This window comes from Allobosea sp. 05T422_2, assembly GCF_056396265.1.
In genome coordinates this window covers 37,229-53,674 of record NZ_JBFTLD010000007.1, presented here as the reverse complement: position 1 = coordinate 53,674, position 16,446 = coordinate 37,229, and the positions used below count along the sequence as shown (strand labels likewise).

Annotated in this window: 14 protein-coding genes; 11 read left to right on the top strand and 3 right to left on the bottom strand. The window is 64.7% G+C overall.

Going from position 1 to position 16,446, the window contains the following annotated elements:
- Positions 1-17: 17 nt before the first annotated feature.
- The 3 genes from AC1DJT_RS02695 to AC1DJT_RS02685 all read left to right on the top strand — a co-directional run bounded on the left by AC1DJT_RS02695 (position 18) and on the right by AC1DJT_RS02685 (position 2,763).
- Positions 18-932: a LysR family transcriptional regulator gene (locus AC1DJT_RS02695; RefSeq protein ID WP_476833477.1), complete on the top strand. Its 915-nt coding sequence runs from the start codon at positions 18-20 to the stop codon at positions 930-932.
- A 93-nt stretch (positions 933-1,025) separates the two neighbouring features.
- A complete protein-coding gene (locus AC1DJT_RS02690; RefSeq protein WP_476833476.1) occupies positions 1,026-2,246 on the top strand; it encodes an NAD(P)/FAD-dependent oxidoreductase in 1,221 nt (406 codons plus the stop codon).
- Between the two features lie 10 nt (positions 2,247-2,256).
- Positions 2,257-2,763, top strand: coding sequence for a DinB family protein (locus AC1DJT_RS02685; protein WP_441506052.1), 507 nt, complete (start codon positions 2,257-2,259; stop codon positions 2,761-2,763).
- 13 nt (positions 2,764-2,776) lie between these two features.
- Here the strand turns inward: AC1DJT_RS02685 and AC1DJT_RS02680 are convergent, their stop codons facing one another.
- Complete coding sequence (locus AC1DJT_RS02680) at positions 2,777-3,295, bottom strand: GNAT family acetyltransferase (protein ID WP_476767877.1); 519 nt, start codon at positions 3,293-3,295, stop codon at positions 2,777-2,779.
- A 131-nt stretch (positions 3,296-3,426) separates the two neighbouring features.
- On the opposite strand from AC1DJT_RS02680, the gene AC1DJT_RS02675 reads away from it, so the two are divergent.
- The 3 genes from AC1DJT_RS02675 (at position 3,427) to AC1DJT_RS02665 (ending at position 6,801) form a co-directional block, all read left to right on the top strand.
- Positions 3,427-4,059, top strand: coding sequence for a LysE family translocator (locus AC1DJT_RS02675; RefSeq protein ID WP_441490103.1), 633 nt, complete (start codon positions 3,427-3,429; stop codon positions 4,057-4,059).
- Positions 4,060-4,160: 101 nt separating this feature from the next.
- Positions 4,161-5,336 (top strand): pyridoxal-phosphate-dependent aminotransferase family protein, encoded by a 1,176-nt coding sequence (locus tag AC1DJT_RS02670; RefSeq protein WP_441490102.1) that lies wholly within the window; start codon positions 4,161-4,163, stop codon positions 5,334-5,336.
- Positions 5,337-5,592: 256 nt separating this feature from the next.
- Positions 5,593-6,801: a M20 family metallopeptidase gene (locus tag AC1DJT_RS02665; RefSeq protein WP_476833475.1), complete on the top strand. Its 1,209-nt coding sequence runs from the start codon at positions 5,593-5,595 to the stop codon at positions 6,799-6,801.
- Positions 6,802-6,955: 154 nt separating this feature from the next.
- Here AC1DJT_RS02665 and AC1DJT_RS02660 read toward each other — a convergent pair whose 3' ends face one another.
- A complete protein-coding gene (locus tag AC1DJT_RS02660) occupies positions 6,956-8,797 on the bottom strand; it encodes a glycoside hydrolase family 15 protein (RefSeq protein ID WP_441490100.1) in 1,842 nt (613 codons plus the stop codon).
- A gap of 2 nt (positions 8,798-8,799) precedes the next feature.
- Positions 8,800-9,594: a trehalose-phosphatase gene (otsB, locus tag AC1DJT_RS02655; RefSeq protein ID WP_476833474.1), complete on the bottom strand. Its 795-nt coding sequence runs from the start codon at positions 9,592-9,594 to the stop codon at positions 8,800-8,802.
- Between the two features lie 283 nt (positions 9,595-9,877).
- Here otsB and otsA point away from each other — a divergent pair, with 283 nt between their 5' ends.
- The 5 genes from otsA (at position 9,878) to prmC (ending at position 16,245) form a co-directional block, all read left to right on the top strand.
- Positions 9,878-11,437, top strand: coding sequence for an alpha,alpha-trehalose-phosphate synthase (UDP-forming) (otsA, locus tag AC1DJT_RS02650; protein ID WP_441506056.1), 1,560 nt, complete (start codon positions 9,878-9,880; stop codon positions 11,435-11,437).
- Between the two features lie 181 nt (positions 11,438-11,618).
- The gene (ptsP, locus tag AC1DJT_RS02645; RefSeq protein WP_441506057.1) at positions 11,619-13,886 is read left to right on the top strand and encodes a phosphoenolpyruvate--protein phosphotransferase; all 2,268 of its coding nucleotides are present in this window, start codon (positions 11,619-11,621) and stop codon (positions 13,884-13,886) included.
- 51 nt (positions 13,887-13,937) lie between these two features.
- Positions 13,938-15,023 carry a peptide chain release factor 1 gene (prfA, locus tag AC1DJT_RS02640; RefSeq protein WP_441479668.1) on the top strand — a complete coding sequence of 362 codons (1,086 nt, stop codon included), beginning with the start codon at positions 13,938-13,940 and terminating at the stop codon, positions 15,021-15,023.
- Positions 15,024-15,083: 60 nt separating this feature from the next.
- Positions 15,084-15,329: a hypothetical protein gene (locus AC1DJT_RS02635; protein WP_441490096.1), complete on the top strand. Its 246-nt coding sequence runs from the start codon at positions 15,084-15,086 to the stop codon at positions 15,327-15,329.
- Between the two features lie 82 nt (positions 15,330-15,411).
- Entirely contained in the window at positions 15,412-16,245 is an 834-nt protein-coding gene (gene prmC / locus AC1DJT_RS02630; RefSeq protein ID WP_441506136.1) for a peptide chain release factor N(5)-glutamine methyltransferase, read from the top strand.
- Positions 16,246-16,446: the final 201 nt, after the last annotated feature.

Genomic DNA, 16,446 nt, shown 5'->3' with positions numbered 1-16,446 from the left:
GTTGATGAGAATAGCTCATGACCTTTGATCTCGTTCCCGGACGCCTTTCGGTGCCCTCCCTGTCGGCGCTCGCGGCCTTCGAGGCGGCTGCGCGCCATGGCAGTTTCACGCGCGCCGCCGAGGAACTGAACCTGACGCAAGGGGCGATCAGCCGCCAGGTCGCGCATCTCGAGCAGGTGCTCGGCGTCAGTCTGTTCCAGCGCGTCAAGAAACGCGTCAGCCTGACGCCGGCCGGGAGCGCCTATGCGACCKAGATCCGCGATGGGCTCTCGCGCCTTGCGGCCGCGACCGTCTCGGCCATGGCCTTTCGCGGCGCGGCCGGCGTGCTGCATCTCGGTATCCTGCCGACCTTCGGCACACGCTGGCTAATTCCGCGTCTGCCGCGCTTCATCGAGGCCCATCCCGGCGTCACCATCAACTTCACGACCAAGCTGGTGCCCTTTGATTTCGCGCGCGAGCCGATCGATGCCGCCGTGCATTTCGGCGATCCGGTCTGGCCTGGCGCTGTGCTTCATCGCTTGATGGGGGAGGAGGTCGTTCCCGTGGCGGCGCCCTCGCTGGTCGAGCGCCTGGGCTTGAAGGAGCCGGCGGATATGCTGCGCGCGCCGTTGCTGCAGCAGGCGACGCGACCCCGGGCCTGGGCGAACTGGCTGGAAAAACAGGGGCTGCCGCCGGAGCGGGCGCTGATGGGGCCGCGCTTCGAGCAATTTGCCATGGTCTCGCAGGCGGCCGTGGCTGGGTTGGGTCTTGCGATCGTGCCGCGCTTCCTGATCGAGGAGGAATTGCGCTCGGGCGCGCTCGTCGTTCCGGTCGACCGGCCGGTCAGCGGCACGGAGGGCTATTACCTGGTCTATCCCGAGACCCGGGCGGCGCTGCCGGCGGTGATCGCCTTTCGCGACTGGCTGCTCGGCGAATGCGGGCTCACGGCCTGAGCACTCGACAAGCCGGCGCAGTCGCGTCATTCATGCGTGAAATTCACCAACCCCGGCCACAGAGCGTCGTGGCCCGAACTGCGCAGGACTGACATGCCGTCCTTTTCCGAGACCGCCGATGTCGTGATCTGTGGAGGGGCCGCCATCGGTTCCTCCGTCGCCTATCATCTCGCCGCCGACCCAGGCTTCAAGGGCAAGGTGGTGGTCCTGGAGAAGGATCCGACCTACCGCTACTCCGCCTCGGCGCTCTCGGCGGCTTCGATCCGCCAGCAATTCTCGAGTTCGGTGAACATCCGTATCTCGCTCCACGGCATCGAATTTTTGCGCAATATCGGGACGCATCTCGCCGTCGATGGCGAGGTTCCGGCCATCGATCTGCATGAAGGCGGCTACCTCTATGTCGCGAGCGGCGAGGGAGCCCCGGTCCTCGCCTCGAACCAGAAACTGCAGCAGGACGAGGGCGCCGATATTGCGCTCTATGCTGCGGATATGTTGCGCAGCAAATYTAGCTGGCTCAATGTCGAGGATCTCGCCTGCGGCACCTATGGGGTCAGCGGGGAGGGCTGGTTCGACGGTTGGGCGCTGCTCCAGGCCTTTCGCAAGAAGGCGCGCGCGCTCGGTGTCGAGTACCGCCAGGGCGAAGCGGCGCGCTTTATCGTGGAAGGCGGTCGCGTCGTCGGCGTCGAGCTTGGCGATGGCAGCCGCATCGRCTGTGGCGCGGTCGTCAACGCCTCGGGCACGCATGGTGCGCGGCTGGCGGCAACGGCCGGCATCGCGATTCCCGTCAGGTCGATGAAGCGCTACGTCTTCAGCTTCACCTGCAAGGGCGAGGTCGATAACTGCCCGCTTCTGATCGATACCTCCGGTGCCTATTGCCGGCCCGAGGGCAAGCGCGGCAGCGAGGGGCAGATGTTCATTTGCGGCGCCTCCCCGCCGGCCGAACTCGATCGCGAATGGATCGAGACCGATGCCGATGTGGAGGATGTCGACTGGTCCTTTTTTGAGGAGCATGTCTGGGCGCCGCTCGCCCATCGTGTGCCCGCCTTCGAGGCGATCAAGCCCGGTCGCGCCTGGGCCGGCCCCTATGACATGAATGAACTCGACGGCAATGCCATCCTCGGCCCGGCCGTCGGCCTGCCGAATCTCTATCTCGCCAATGGTTTCTCGGGGCACGGCCTGCAGCAGTCCCCGGCTGTGGGAAGGGGGATTGCCGAGCAGATTGTGCATGGCGGCTATCGCACGCTCGATCTTGCCGATCTCGGTCACGAGCGCATCGTTGCGGGGCGGCCGCTGACGGAGGCCAATATCATCTGAGGAGGCACGCATGGTCGATCCGGCTTATGTTCAGACCATGGCGCGCTACAACGCCTGGCAGAACCGGAGCCTGTGCGATGCGGCCGATACGCTTGACGAGGAAGGTCGCCGTCGGGATCGCGGCGCCTTCTTCAAGTCGATCCACGGTACGCTGAACCATATCCTGTGGGCCGACGAAATCTGGCTCCACCGGCTGATCGGGACGCCCAAGCCGCCGATCAGCGGCCGCGATGCACCGATCTATGTCGATGACTGGGCCGAGTTCCGCCGTCGGCGTGCCGAGCGCGACGAGGCGATCCTGGCCTGGGCTGCTACCGTCGACGCCAACTGGCTGCGCGGGACCCTGATCTGGTATTCGGGGGCCGCCGGCCGCGAACTCGGCAAGCCGCGCGCCTTTGCGCTCATGCACATGTTCAACCACCAGACGCATCATCGCGGGCAGGTTCACGCCATGCTGACGGCGGCCGGCACCAGACCCGAGGATACCGATCTCCTCCTCGTCGACGAACCGCGCTGAACGGCCCTCCGGTTCAGGCCTGCTTGGTCCGTTTCGCCCGGGCCAGAGTCTTCACGGGGGCAGGCTTGTCGCTGTCTTCTTTCGCTTCAGGCACGGTTGCCGTCGTGTTCTGGCTCAGCTTCTGGAACAGGCCGAGCCCGACCATCGCCAGCACAGCGAGCAGGACCAGCAGGCCGGGATAGACGACGTCGCTCATCGTGGTCCGCGACGCCTTGGTGATCAGCACCAGCGATTCCAGGCTGAGCGCAATGATGATGATCGTCATGAATTTGGTCAGCGAGCCGCGCGCTTCTGCCGGGCGCCGCAATTCGCGATCGCTGATCACCTCTTCCTCGAACAGGAAGTTGCCGACATCCGCGACCGCGACCGCAATGATCACGAGGCCGATGCCGTCGAGCATGGTCTCAAGTGCGCCGTCGCCGGTTCGGAACCCGGTGAACGTCCGCCAGACCGCAACCACCATCAGCATCACCGAGGCGGCGAGCAGGGAACCCGCAATGGCGGTGTAGAGGATGCGACTGAAGAGCAACATGAGAGGCGCTGTCTGTCCGCAGAAATTCGGGCGGTTGGCGTGAGAAACGGGCATGGCGGCCCACTGTTCCATGCGGCTTGTCGATTGTTCCGGTTCGATGCAGGTTGCCGGCGCTGTTTCGGAGACCCGCCATGCCCGAGCTCTCGAGCCTGCTTGCCTTCGCCCTGATCGCGTTCGGCATGGTGCTGACGCCCGGTCCGAACATGATCTACCTGATCTCGCGCTCGATCTCGCAGGGACATGCTGCCGGGCTGATCTCGCTCATCGGCGTCGTGCTTGGCTTCGTCATCTACATGCTTTGCGCCACTTTCGGCATCACGGCGCTGCTCTTCGCCGTGCCTTATGCCTATGACGCGCTGCGCTTCGGTGGCGCGGCCTATCTCCTGTACCTCGCCTGGCAGGCGCTGCGGCCGGGCGGGCGCTCGCCCTTCCAGGTTCGCGAGCTGGTGCCTGACGGGCCGCGCAAGCTCTTTGCCATGGGCTTCCTGACCAGCCTGCTCAATCCCAAGATCGCGATGTTCTATCTCGCGCTGCTGCCGCAGTTCATCGATCCCGCGGCGGGTAATGTCCTGACGCAGTCGCTGGTGCTCGGCGCGATCCAGATCGTGATCAGCGGCAGCGTCAATGCGCTGATCATCTTTACCGCCGGCAGCATTGCCCTCTTCCTTCGCACACGGCCGTTCTGGGCGGTGGTGCAGCGCTGGCTGATGGGCACGGTGCTTGCCGGCCTCGCGGTGAAGATGGCGACGGAAGCGCAGCGCTAGCTCACATCCCCTTTCCGGATATCGTGCCGGACATCATGCGTCGTAGCCCCGGCCGCAACGGGCATGGACATGCGGCGCAGCAAGGCCAGCAGGAGTTTTTCATGAGTGTCGCCAACGGCCGGGCTTTGCTCGCAATCCCCGGCCCGACCAATATCCCCGATCGCGTGCTGCAGGCGATGATGCGGCCGGCCGAGGAACTCAGCTCCAAGCCGATCCTCGATCTGACCGAGACGCTCCTGACCGATTTCCGGAAGATCTTCCGCACCAAGGGCGAGACCTTCATCTATGCCGCCAACGGGCATGGCGGCTGGGAAGCGGCCCTGACCAATGTGCTCTCCCGCGGCGACAAGGTTCTCGTGCTGGCGAGCGGGCGCTTTGCCGTAGGCTGGGGCGAGATGGCCCGTTTCCTGGGGGCAGATGTCGAGGTCCTCGCCGGGTCATGGCGCGCAGCGGTCGATCCGGTGGCCGTCGAGGAACGCCTGCGGCGCGACACGAACCATGAGATCAAGGCCGTGCTCATGGTGCAGATCGATACGGCATCCGGCGTCGTCAACGACGTGCAGGCCGTGCGCAAGGCGATCGATGCCGCCGGCCACCCGGCCTTGTACATGATCGATGGCGTCGCCTCGCTCGGCTGCATGCGGTTCGAGATGGACGATTGGGGCGTCGACATTGCCATGTCTGCGTCGCAGAAGGGGCTGATGACGCCGCCCGGGCTGGCCTTCGTCGCGGCGAGCGGGAAGGCGCTGCACGCGCATCCGCACGCGACGATGCGGACGGCCTACTGGGACTGGACCTCACGGCTGAGCCCGCTCCTCTACATGAAGCATTTCGGCACTCCGCCCGAGCATCTGATGTTCGGCCTGCGCGCCGCGCTCGACATGATCCTCGAGGAGGGACTGGAGCCTGTCTGGCGCCGTCATGCCCTGCTTGCCGGGGCAACCCATGCTGCCATGTCGCGATGGGCCGAGGGCCAGGTCCTGACCTGCAATATCGAGGAACCATCGCAGCGGGCGCCCTCGGTCACGACAATCCTCGTTCAGGGCGATCCGAGTTCGATCACCGATTATGCGCGGACGGTCTGCGGCGTGACGCTCGGGCTCGCGATCGGCGATCTCGCCGGCAAGGCCTTTCGCATTGCCCATATGGGCCATGTCAATGCGCCGATGGTGCTTGGCAGCCTGAGCGCCGTCGAAATGGCCTTGCAGGCGCAGAATATCCCGCATGGTGCCGGTGGCGTTGCTGCAGCCATCACGCATCTCGCCCAAGGCGCGTAACCGGGCGGTTTGGGAATCGGCCCCAAGGGTGGATTGCAGCTTTCGGGGAAGCCGATGCAAGCACAGAAGGTCAGATCATCGGACCCGATACGATCCGCTGATCTGACGGCTGAGGCTCGCCGCAATGCGGCGGGCGCATTCTCGTGAAGAGGTCTGCTCGGCAAAAGCAGGGCTGTCCGGCGCAAATGCCCGTTCCCAGACTTCGCAGTCCTGCTCTAGCTTCGCGGTCCCATTCGGAACCAAGAGAGCGCAGGCCATGAGTGAGTTGACCCCGGACGAAGCCAAGGTGACGGCGTGGCTTGCCAGCCGCAAGGACGCGATGGTCGCGCTCCTGCGGGAGATGGTCGACACCGACTCCGGCTCCTATGACAAGCCGGGCGTCGACAGGGCAGGGCAGGTGCTCGCCCGGTTCCACGAAGCGAACGGGCTCAGCGTCGAGATCATCCCGGATGCTCGTTATGGCGATGCCGTCAAGGCGCGACTGCCGAATCCGGCCGCCAACGACCAGCGCCCGGTGCTGTTGCTGGGACATCGCGATACCGTCTTCCCGGAAGGCGAGCCGACGCGCCGGCCCTTCACCATCAAGGCCGGCCGGGCTTATGGTCCCGGTGTCGCCGACATGAAGGYTGGTCTCGTCATCGAGGCCTTCGTCGCCGCCGCCTTTGCCGAATGCGGTGGGCTTTCCGCTCCGCTCACCATGCTGACGACGAGCGACGAGGAGATCGCTTCCCCCTCTTCGCGCCCGATCATCGAGGCGGCGGCGCGTGAATCGCGCTGTGTCTTCAATGCCGAGCCGAGCCGGCTGCCGCCTGGCACCGAGTTCCTGCGCGATCACAAGCAGTCGATCACCAGCGGCCGCAAGGGTGGCGTCTTCATGCGTGCCGAATTCGTCGGCAAGGCCGCCCATTCCGGCGCAAATTACGAGAAGGGCGTCTCGGCCATTGTCGACCTCGGCCACAAGATCCCGAAGCTTCAGGGGCTGACCGATCTCGAGCGAGGCGTCACCGTCAATGTCGGGCTGATCGGCGGCGGCCAGACCGTCAATACGGTCGCTCCCCATGCCTGGTGCGAAATCGATCTGCGCTATGTCACGGCCGCGCAGCGCGATGAACTGGTCAGCGCGATCCGCGGCATCATCGAGACCCCCATCGTCGAAGGCTCGAGTGCGAAACTGACCATCAAGGGCGAGTTCGTGCCGCTGGAGAAAACCCCCGAGGCCGCTGCCCTCTACGATACCTATCGTGATGCCGCCGCGAGCTTCGGGATCAGCGTCAGCGCCGAGTTCACCGGTGGTTGTGCGGATTCCGGCTTCACTGCGGCGCAGGGTTGCCCGACGCTGTGCTCTGTCGGCCCGATCGGCGGAATGGCGCACACTCCCGACGAATTCCTCGAAGTCGAGAGCATCGTGCCGGCGGCGCAGGTGCTGGCGCTTGCCGTGATGCGCACGCCTGCGCGCATGGAGTGAGGTCCGGGCGCATTGCCCCGACGCGGATGCGCGGTCGCGCGCCGACCATCCGTCGGCCGAATCGCTGCTGACAGGGCGGCGACGCAAACTGCATCGATGCTCGCTCCCGGGGCGAGCGTCGATGGCGGGAATGGCCCCTTGTTTCAGTGGGCCCTCAGAACGCCTCTTCCCAATTTCGGCTGAGCCGCATCGCCGAATTGATGAGCCCGACCATGGAATAGGTCTGCGGAAAATTGCCCCAGAGCTCGCCGGTTTCGAGATCGGCATCCTCCGAAAGCAGGCCAAAGCTGTTGCGCCGTTTCAGGATGCGGCAGAACAGGTCCTTGGCTTCGTCGCGCCGGCCGATCGCATGCAGCGCGTCGACATACCAGAAGGCGCAGATCAAGAAGCCGGTATGCATGAAGCCGAAATCATCCTGCGTGCCGTAACGCAGCAGGAGGTCGCCGCGGCCGAGCTCGCGGCCGATGGTTTCGACGGTCGCAATATAGCGCGGATCCTCCGCCGTGACGAAGCCGAGCTCCGCAATCAGCAACAGGGTCGCGTCGAGATCGCTGCCGCCAAAGGTCGAGACGAAGGTGCCCTTCTCCTGGTTCCAGATCTGGTCGGTAATGACGCCCTTCAGACGTTTGGCCTCTCCACGCCAATAGTCCTTGCGGTCGGTGCGACCGAGCGTCCCGGCGATGCGTGCGAGCCGGTCGCAGGCCGCCCAGCACATCACGCTGGAGAAGGAATGCACGACCTGCTTCTCGCGCAGCTCCCACGGGCCGGCGTCGGGCTTGTCGAAGACTGCGATCGCGAGCTCGCCCATTCGCTCGAGCTGCCCGAAGAGCGCGTCCTTGCCGGGCTGGATCAGGCGGCGGTCGAAGAAGGAATGCGTCGCCGCGAGCACCACGGCGCCGTAGCCGTCATTCTGGATTTGCGTCGCTGCGCCGTTGCCGACACGCACGGGCTGGTGCCCGCGATAGCCTGACAGGTTTGGCACCTCGAATTCGGTCAGCACGCCGCCGCGCGTGATCGGGTAGAGTGGCGGCAGATGCTCCGCTCCGCTCTCGGAGAAGGTGTCGACGATATTGGTGATGAAGCCGAGGTAATCCTCCATCGTCCGCGTCGTGCCCAACCGATTGAGCGCATGCACCACGAAATAGGCGTCGCGCAGCCAGCAGAAGCGGTAGTCCCAGTTGCGCTGGGTGCCGGGAGCTTCCGGAATCGAGGTGGTCAGCGCGGCGACGATGGCGCCGCTCTCCTCGAAACTGCAAAGCTTCAGCGTGATCGAGGCGCGAATGACCTCCTGCTGCCACTCGAAGGGGATGGAGAGGGAGCGCACCCAGTCGCGCCAGTAATCCGTCGTCTTGTCCAGGAACTCGCGCGCGGTCGTCTCGATCTCGGCGCGCAATGCCTCGTCCGAGCCGATGAAGAAGGAGAAGGTCCGGTCGACCGCGAAAGGGACGCTGTCCATCACATAGGAGATCGGCGCATCCGTCGTCAGCCGGATCGTCTGGTCGGCGCCGACATAGCGGACATGGTTGGAGCCGCGCGTAATCTCGTCCGGCAATTCGCCGAGGCCGAGGCATGGCTTCAGCACGACCCGGATACGCGGCCGGCCAGAAAGCCGGCGCACGCGCCGCACCAGCAGCGGCGGCCGGAAAGAACGCTCGTAGCGCACGAAACGAGGCGCGAAATCGAGAATCTCGATGGCGTTGCCCTGGTCGTCGGACAGGACTGAGGAAAGGATCGCGGTGTTGTCGAGATAGCTTTGTTCGCATCGCGTCATGCCGACGAGTTCGATCGCGAACACGCCCTTCTCGGGCATGGCGTCGCCGTCATCGGGCTTGTTGTCGATCAGCGAACAGAAAACCGGGTCGCGGTCGAAGCGGGGAAAGCAGCCCCAGACGATATGGGCGCGCCGGTCGATCAGTGCGGCGATCGAGCAATTGCCGATCACGCCGAGATCGAGCGAGGCGGAATGCCGCGCCGTGGTGGAGGTTTCTACGGTCATGATCAGCCTTGGCAGAAAGCGTCAGTCGTCAGGCTGCCGCTTTCTGCGGCGGCGAGCAGGATGGTGCGGAGCGCTGTCGGGGAAGCAAGGCGCTGGCCGGCACAGGTTTCGCCCGCACCGATGCGGATCGACAGGCCGCCCAGCGCGTTCACCGTGGCAAAGCCCGCCTCGTCGGTAATGTCGTCGCCGATGAAGACCGGTGTCCGGCCGCTATAGGGTGCTTCCCGCATCAGCCAGGAAATGGCGTTGCCTTTGCTGGCCCCGGCTGGGACCAGCTMGGCGACCGATTTGCCTTCCTGCAAACGCACGGAGGGGCCCATCCCGGCTGCAAGCTTCCTGACCAGCGCGAGGGATTCATCCTGGAGTTGCGGCGCCAGGCGCCAGTGCAGAGCGGCCGAGATCCGTTTGTCCTCGACGAGGATGCCGACATGGCTGTTGGCGAAACGGATGAGCTCCCGCAGCGCCTCGCGCAGGGCTTCGGGAGCGTCCGCCTGGCTGCGGATGGTTCCGCCGAGGCGGATCTGTGCGCCATGAAGGCCGGCGATGTCGAAGTGATAGGGGGCGAGAAACCCGTCGAGGTCGGGGATAGGGCGCCCGGAGACAAGCGCCAGCGCTCCGCCCAGCGTAGAGCGCAGCGTATCGAGCGCCGGCGCGAGCTGCCTGTCGAGTTTGACCTCGTCGGGCATCGGCGCAATTTCGACCAGCGTTCCGTCAAAGTCGAGAAACAGAGCGACCTGCTTCGCCACCTTGGTGAAGTCGCGGGATTCGTTGGTAGATTCCGATTCGATCAGTTCCATCATCTCGTTCTGTTTGCGTGACGAAACGGGCGAAAGAACGACAGGTGAGCTGTCCAATGCCTGAGCGAGGGTTCTTGCATCATCCGCGCTATGGGCGGATGTTAGTGAACTTGCCACATTCTGCTTTCAGTTTGCCACAGTCATCATGATTTCAGCGCGAGCCTGACGCGGCTTCGCCATCTGACATCCGAAGCCCCTCGGAAACATTACGTGCGCCGGCGCGTTCTGTTCCCGCTTCCGGTGTCGAAATTCGGGCAGCCGGCTGATCGGAGTTTTCCCGGACATGCGTCTCGTCATCGTTTCCAATCGCGTCACCATTCCCGACCGCAGCGAGAAGGTCGCCGCCGGCGGTCTTGCCGTCGCGTTACGGGAGGCGTTGGAGAAACATGGCGGGCTCTGGTTCGGCTGGAGCGGGCATGTCAGCGAAGAGAAGACCCGTGCGGTGCGGACGCTCCAGCGCGGCAAGGTGACCTATGCGGTGACCGATCTGAGCGAGGAGGAGCGGCAGACCTATTATCTCGGCTTCTCGAACCGGGCCCTTTGGCCGAACATGCATTACCGGCTCGGTCTGACCGAGTTCTCGCGGGCCGACTATGCGGGCTATCTCGCCGTCAATCGCCGCTTTGCCAGGGCGCTCGTCGCGATGTTGCGGCCGGACGACCTGATCTGGGTTCACGATTACCACCTGATCCCCTTGGCTGCGGAACTTCGGCGGCTCGGGGTGAAGAACCGGATCGGCTATTTCCACCACATCCCCTGGCCGCCCTCCGAGGTCTTTGGCGCTCTGCCCTCGAGCATCACCCTGATGAAGACGGTCGGCGCCTATGACCTCGTTGGACTGCAGACCGAGATCGATGCGCGCAATGTGGTGAGCGGACTGGTCAATCTCTGCGGCGCAAAGGTCGATGGCGACGGGGTCCGCCTCGGTCGGCGTTCGATCCAGGTCAAATCTTTCCCGATCGGCATCGATGTCGAAGGCTTTCGCAAGCTTGCGACGAGTTCTGCGCGCACGACCGCGGTGTCGATCCGGCGCGCGACCGAGGCCTTTGGAGACCGCAAGCTGGTCATCGGCGTCGATCGCCTCGATTACTCCAAGGGAATCGTCCAACGCCTGGAGGCCTTCGAGCGCTTCCTGCTGGAAAATCCCGAGCAGCGCGGCCGTGTCGGTATGCTGCAAATCGCGCCACCCTCCCGCTCAGATGTTCCTGAATATGCGGAACTCGATCGCCAGTCGGACGAGACGGCCGGGCGGATCAACGCAGCGCTGGGCGAATTCGACTGGACGCCGATCCGCGTGGTCAAGAAGGCCTATTCCCGCAATGTCCTGGCCGGCTTCTATCGCCGTGCCCAAGTCGGGCTGGTGACGCCGATGCGCGACGGCATGAACCTGGTCGCCAAGGAATACATTGCGGCGCAGGATCCCGCCGATCCCGGCGTGCTGGTCCTTTCGCGCTTTGCCGGGGCGGCGCGCCAGATGAAGGACGCGCTGATCGTCAATCCCTACGATCTCTCGGAAATGTCGGAGGCGATCCAGCAGGCGCTGGTCATGCCGAAGCCGGAACGAATCCGGCGTTTCGAGAAGCTCTACGCCACCATCGCAGCAACCGATATCGGCTGGTGGACCGAGACCTATCTTGCCGCGCTCTCAGAGGGCGAAGCCGGGTTTCCGGTGACGCTCCCAGCGACCAAGAGAGCGGTTCGCGCCAAGCCGGCGACCGGAGCCAAGCAGCGACCGGCGACTTCGCGCGCTCCGGCCAAATCCGCAAGCGGCGCCGCAACKACCGTTCCGACATTGTCGGATCTGTCACAAATCGCGGCTGGAAACGGGCGCTTGCCACATTAATGAGAAGCGCTGCCGCCGATTTCACCTCGGGGTTGTAACGGCGGCCCTTGCCGAACACTCCTTTCGCTCGCTAGAAGGCGACAAGAACCGGGGCATGCTGCCGACTCATCCGGAGCCAGGTATCAGGTCTGCGAGCGGCATCGGCAACGATGTCTGAGGAGGCGGGCGGAGGGCCGATTTGATGCGAGGCGCTCTCGGAGGTCCGGGCGTTCTGCTGCGCCGTCTCCGCGAGGTCATGGCAGCGCCCGTCAGCCCGCAGGAGCGGCTGGATCGGCTTGTCGTCCTGATCGCCGGCAATCTGGTCGCGGAGGTGTGTTCGGTCTATGTCCTGCTCGAGGACGGTTCGCTTGAACTCTATGCGACCGAGGGCCTGAATCGCGAGGCGGTGCACCTGACCCGGATGCGCGCCGACGAAGGTCTCGTTGGCCTGATCGCGAGCGAAGCCGAGCCTGTAGCCCTGTCCGACGCGCAGTCGCACCCGGCCTTCTCCTATCGTCCGGAGACGGGCGAAGAGATTTATCATTCCTTCCTTGGCGTCCCGATCCTGCGCGGCGGTGCCGTGATGGGCGTCCTCGTCATCCAGAATCGCGCGTCGCGGCTCTACAACGAGGAAGAGATCGAGACACTGCAGACCACCGCCATGATCATGGCGGAGATGATCGCGGCCGGCGGGCTGAAATCGCTGGCGCCGCCCGGCAGCATGATTGGCCTCGACCGGCCGATTCACGGTGTCGGMGTCAAGCTGGCGGACGGTGTCGGGCTCGGCTACGCCGTTCTCCACGAACCCCGGGTCGCGATCACCAATCTGATTGCCGAGAATCCTGCCCGCGAGGTCAAGCGGCTCGAGGCCGCTATCGCCGAGATGCGCACCGCGATCGACGAACTGATCGAGCGTGGCGACGTGGCTCATACCGGCGAGCATCGTGACGTTCTCGAAACATTCCGCATGTTCGCCCATGACCAGGGCTGGCTCAGGCGGATGCGCGAGGTGGTGATGACCGGCCTCACCGCCGAGGCGGCGGTTGAGCGTGTGCAATCCGACACCCGCGCCAAAATGCTGCGCCAGACCGACCCTTATCTCAGGGAGCGCCTGCACGATCTCGACGATCTCGCCAATCGGCTGCTGCGGACCCTGATGGGCAAGGCGAATGGCGTTGCTCACGAGAAGCTGCCCGAGAACGCCATCCTGATCGCCCGCTCGATGGGGCCGGCGGCGCTGCTCGATTATGACCGCGTCCGTTTGCGTGGGCTTATCCTCGAGGAAGGCGGACCGACCAGCCACATCGCCATCGTGGCGCGGGCGCTTGGCATTCCGGCCGTCGGCGAGATCGTCAACGCAACCGCGCTGATCCAGTCCGGCGACGCCGTCATCGTCGATGGCCAGGCTGGCGAGGTGCAGATCCGTCCGCAGCCGGACGTCGAGAACGCCTACAAGGACAAGGCCCGCCTGCGCGCCCGCAAGCAGGAACAGTACCGCAAGCTCAAGGATCTGCCGGCCGTCACCAAGGACGGGGTCGAGATCAACCTCCAGATCAATGCCGGCCTTCTGGTCGACATGCACAGTCTCGATGAGACCGCCGCCGCAGGGATCGGGCTGTTCCGCACCGAACTGCAATTCATGGTCGCTCAGCACATGCCGACGACGACCGAACAGCAATCTCTCTACGGGGCCGTGCTCAAGGCGGCGCAGGGCCGGCCGGTTGTCTTCCGGACGCTCGATATCGGCGGCGACAAGGTGCTGCCCTATATGGAACGCGTCGAGGAGGAGAATCCGGCGCTCGGTTGGCGCGCGATCCGGATCGGCCTCGACAAGCCGCGCCTGCTGCGCGGCCAGATCAGGGCGATGCTGCGGGCCGGAGCCGGCCAGGACATGCGCATCATGCTGCCCATGGTCGCGACCGTGGACGAGTTCCTGCGCGCGCGCTTCATCGTGCGCCGCGAGCTCGCCATGATGGAGAAGCAGGAGCGTCCGGCGCCCACCAATCTCGAGCTCGGCGTCATGGTCGAAGTGCCATCGCTGCTGTTCGAACTGGCAGAAATCTCGCGCGAGGCCGACTTCCTGTCGATCGGCACGAATGATCTGATGCAGTTCCTGTTCGCAGCCGATCGTGAGAACCGCCGGGTGTCCGAGCGTTTCGATCCGCTTTGCGTTGCAGCGCTCCGCGCGCTGCGCACGATCGTTGAGGCTGCGGGCGAGGCAGGTTGCCCGGTCTCGGTCTGCGGTGAAATGGGTGGCAAGCCGCTGGAGACGATGGCGCTGATCGGCCTAGGCTATCGCTCCTTCTCGATGTCGGCGGCGTCGTTCGGGCCGGTCAAGGCGATGCTGCGTGCGCTTGACGTCAGGAAGCTGCGCGAGCGTATGGATTGGATGCTCGCCTCTTCCGATGGTGCATCGAGCCTGCGTTCGCAGCTTTCGGCATTGGCGACCGAATTGAAAGTGCCGGTCTAGCGACGCTGAAGCGCGCTTCGCCGGTCCCCAAACAGTGTTTCCGAGTTCCTGATGTCCCTTCAGCTTCCTCAAGACCGTCTCGACAGCATCGTCGCTCGCCACGCCGTTGCCACCGACGAGATCAATCGCTCGACCGATGCCGTGCGTACGGTAGAGCTTGCCAAGGAGCTGGCGGAGCTCGAACCCGTCGTTGCAGCGATTGCCTCCTGGCGCAATGCGCAGGCCTCTCTCGACGAGGCGCAGGGGCTGATCGACGATCCGGCGACCGACAGCGAATTCCGCGATCTCGCCTATGAGGAGCGGGACACCGCTCGAGCCGAGATCGACACGCGTGCCCACCAGATCCTGATCGCTCTCCTGCCCAAGGACGCTGCCGACGAACGCGGCGTCATTCTGGAAATCCGGGCCGGCACCGGCGGCGACGAGGCCTCGCTCTTCGCCGGAGACCTGCTGCGGATGTATCAGCGCTACGCCTCGCAGAAGGGCTGGAGCGTCGACATCATCTCGGAGAGCGAAGGCACGGTTGGGGGCTACAAGGAAGTCATCGCGGAGATCTCGGGCCGGGGCGTCTATGCCAAGCTCAAGTTTGAATCCGGGGTTCACCGCGTCCAGCGCGTGCCGGATACCGAGGCGAGCGGCCGCATTCACACCTCGGCCGCGACGGTGGCGATGCTGCCGTTGGCGACCGAGGTCGACGTCGCGCTCAATGACAACGATCTGCGCATCGACACGATGCGTGCCGGGGGCGCCGGCGGCCAGCACGTCAACAAAACCGAATCGGCCGTCCGCCTGACCCATATCCCGAGCGGGATCGTGGTCGTGGTCCAGGATGAGCGCTCGCAGCACAAGAACAAGGCGCGTGCCTTCGAGTTGATGCGCGCCCGGCTCTACGACATGGAGCGCATGAAGGCCGACGCCGAACGCGCGGCGGACCGACGCTCGCAGATCGGCTCCGGTGACCGGTCCGAGCGGATCCGCACCTACAATTTCCCGCAGGGCCGYGTGACCGACCATCGCATCAACCTGACGCTCTACAAGCTCGACGAGATGATGCAGGGGCTGGCGCTCGACGAGATCATCGATGCCCTTACGGCGGAGCACCAGGCGACGTTGCTTGCAGCGCAAAGCGGCGCGTGAAACCTTTTTACCGGACTGGCGTTGTTTCCATATCGACCTGAAAGCAGGCTGGAGGAAACCATGAAACTTGCATCAGTGATTGCGATGACCGGTCTGATGGCGCTGGCTACGGCAGGGACCGCTGAGGCGCAGACTCAGACTTTTGGCCGCGTCGTCCAGGGACAGGCCGTGCCGCTGCAGAATGCGATGACGCAGTCGCAGGCGCGCAAGGCGTGTTCGCAGGAAATGCACGGAGCGCGCGAGAGTAAATCTTCAATCAATCAGAAGATGAAGATTTGCATGGACCACAAGATGCAGGGCAATTGATGTCGATGCGAGCACCAACCCAGTGACGTCGCCACTGCAGAGCGGTGGCGACGCTCTAACGCCTTCGCCACAAGCTGTCGGTGTGCTGACCATTCGGGAGGCACGCCGGCAGCTTGCGGCGCGTCTGCGCGCTGCGGGGGGCGATACGCCGATACTTGATGCGCGCCTTCTTGTTGAAGCCGTGGCTGGGGCCGGCGGGGAGGACGACGCTCTGCTCGGTGAGCAGGCCGCCGCGGATCTGGATGGCTACGTCGCGCGGCGGCTGGCAGGCGAACCTGTCTGGCGCATCCTCGGCGAGCGTGAGTTCTGGGGACTGACCTTCAAGCTCTCGCCAGCGACGCTCGAGCCGCGCCCCGATACCGAGACGCTCGTCGAGGCCGCGGTCCATTCCCTTCGTGAGAGGCGCGGGGACGCGTTGTCGGTGCTGGACCTCGGGACTGGCACGGGCTGCCTGCTCATCGCGATCCTGAGTGAGTTCAGGCAGGCCAGGGGCCTGGGTATCGATCTGTCGGGAGAGGCCTGCAAGGTCGCAGCCGCAAATGCCCTTGCAAATGGCGTCGGTGACCGCGTGGCGTTTCGGGAAGGCGACTGGGTGAAGGACCTTGAGGGCCGCTTCGACCTGATCGTCTCCAATCCGCCCTATATTCCAGGCGATGAGATTCCCGGGTTGGATGTGGCTGTGCGCGCCTATGATCCGCTCCTGGCGCTGGATGGCGGGATCGACGGGCTCGTTCCGTATCGGCTCTTCGCGCGCGAGCTGACGCCGTTTCTGGCACCGGGTGGCATCGTTATTTTCGAGATCGGTGCCGGGCAGGAGCCGGATGTCTCTGCCTTGATGCGGGCCGAAGGCTTCCGGTATCACGGAGCGCGCAAGGACCTTGGTGGACACGAGCGCGCGCTGATCTTCTCCCGCTGAACCGGATACGCACAGAGATTGTGCKAATTTGCTTGGAACCGGACGCAAAAGCCGCTATGCAGATACCAGMCGAAGCTGGTGTCGTCAGCGCCGAGCCTAGGGCAACCTCCTCCTGATTGACGAGGATTTGCCTCCGGACACGTCCGAAGTTTGACGGAACTGACAAAGCAAGATCGGAATTCCGAAGGCATGGATGTGCCG

Excerpts from the sequence above, each read along its gene's own strand:
- AC1DJT_RS02685 (WP_441506052.1), top strand. The coding sequence starts at position 2,257 with ATGGTCGATCCGGCTTATGTTCAGACCATGGCGCGCTACAACGCCTGG.
- AC1DJT_RS02680 (WP_476767877.1), bottom strand. The coding sequence starts at position 3,295 with ATGTTGCTCTTCAGTCGCATCCTCTACACCGCCATTGCGGGTTCCCTG.
- AC1DJT_RS02675 (WP_441490103.1), top strand. The coding sequence starts at position 3,427 with ATGCCCGAGCTCTCGAGCCTGCTTGCCTTCGCCCTGATCGCGTTCGGC.
- AC1DJT_RS02670 (WP_441490102.1), top strand. The coding sequence starts at position 4,161 with ATGAGTGTCGCCAACGGCCGGGCTTTGCTCGCAATCCCCGGCCCGACC.
- AC1DJT_RS02660 (WP_441490100.1), bottom strand. The coding sequence starts at position 8,797 with ATGACCGTAGAAACCTCCACCACGGCGCGGCATTCCGCCTCGCTCGAT.
- AC1DJT_RS02635 (WP_441490096.1), top strand. The coding sequence starts at position 15,084 with ATGAAACTTGCATCAGTGATTGCGATGACCGGTCTGATGGCGCTGGCT.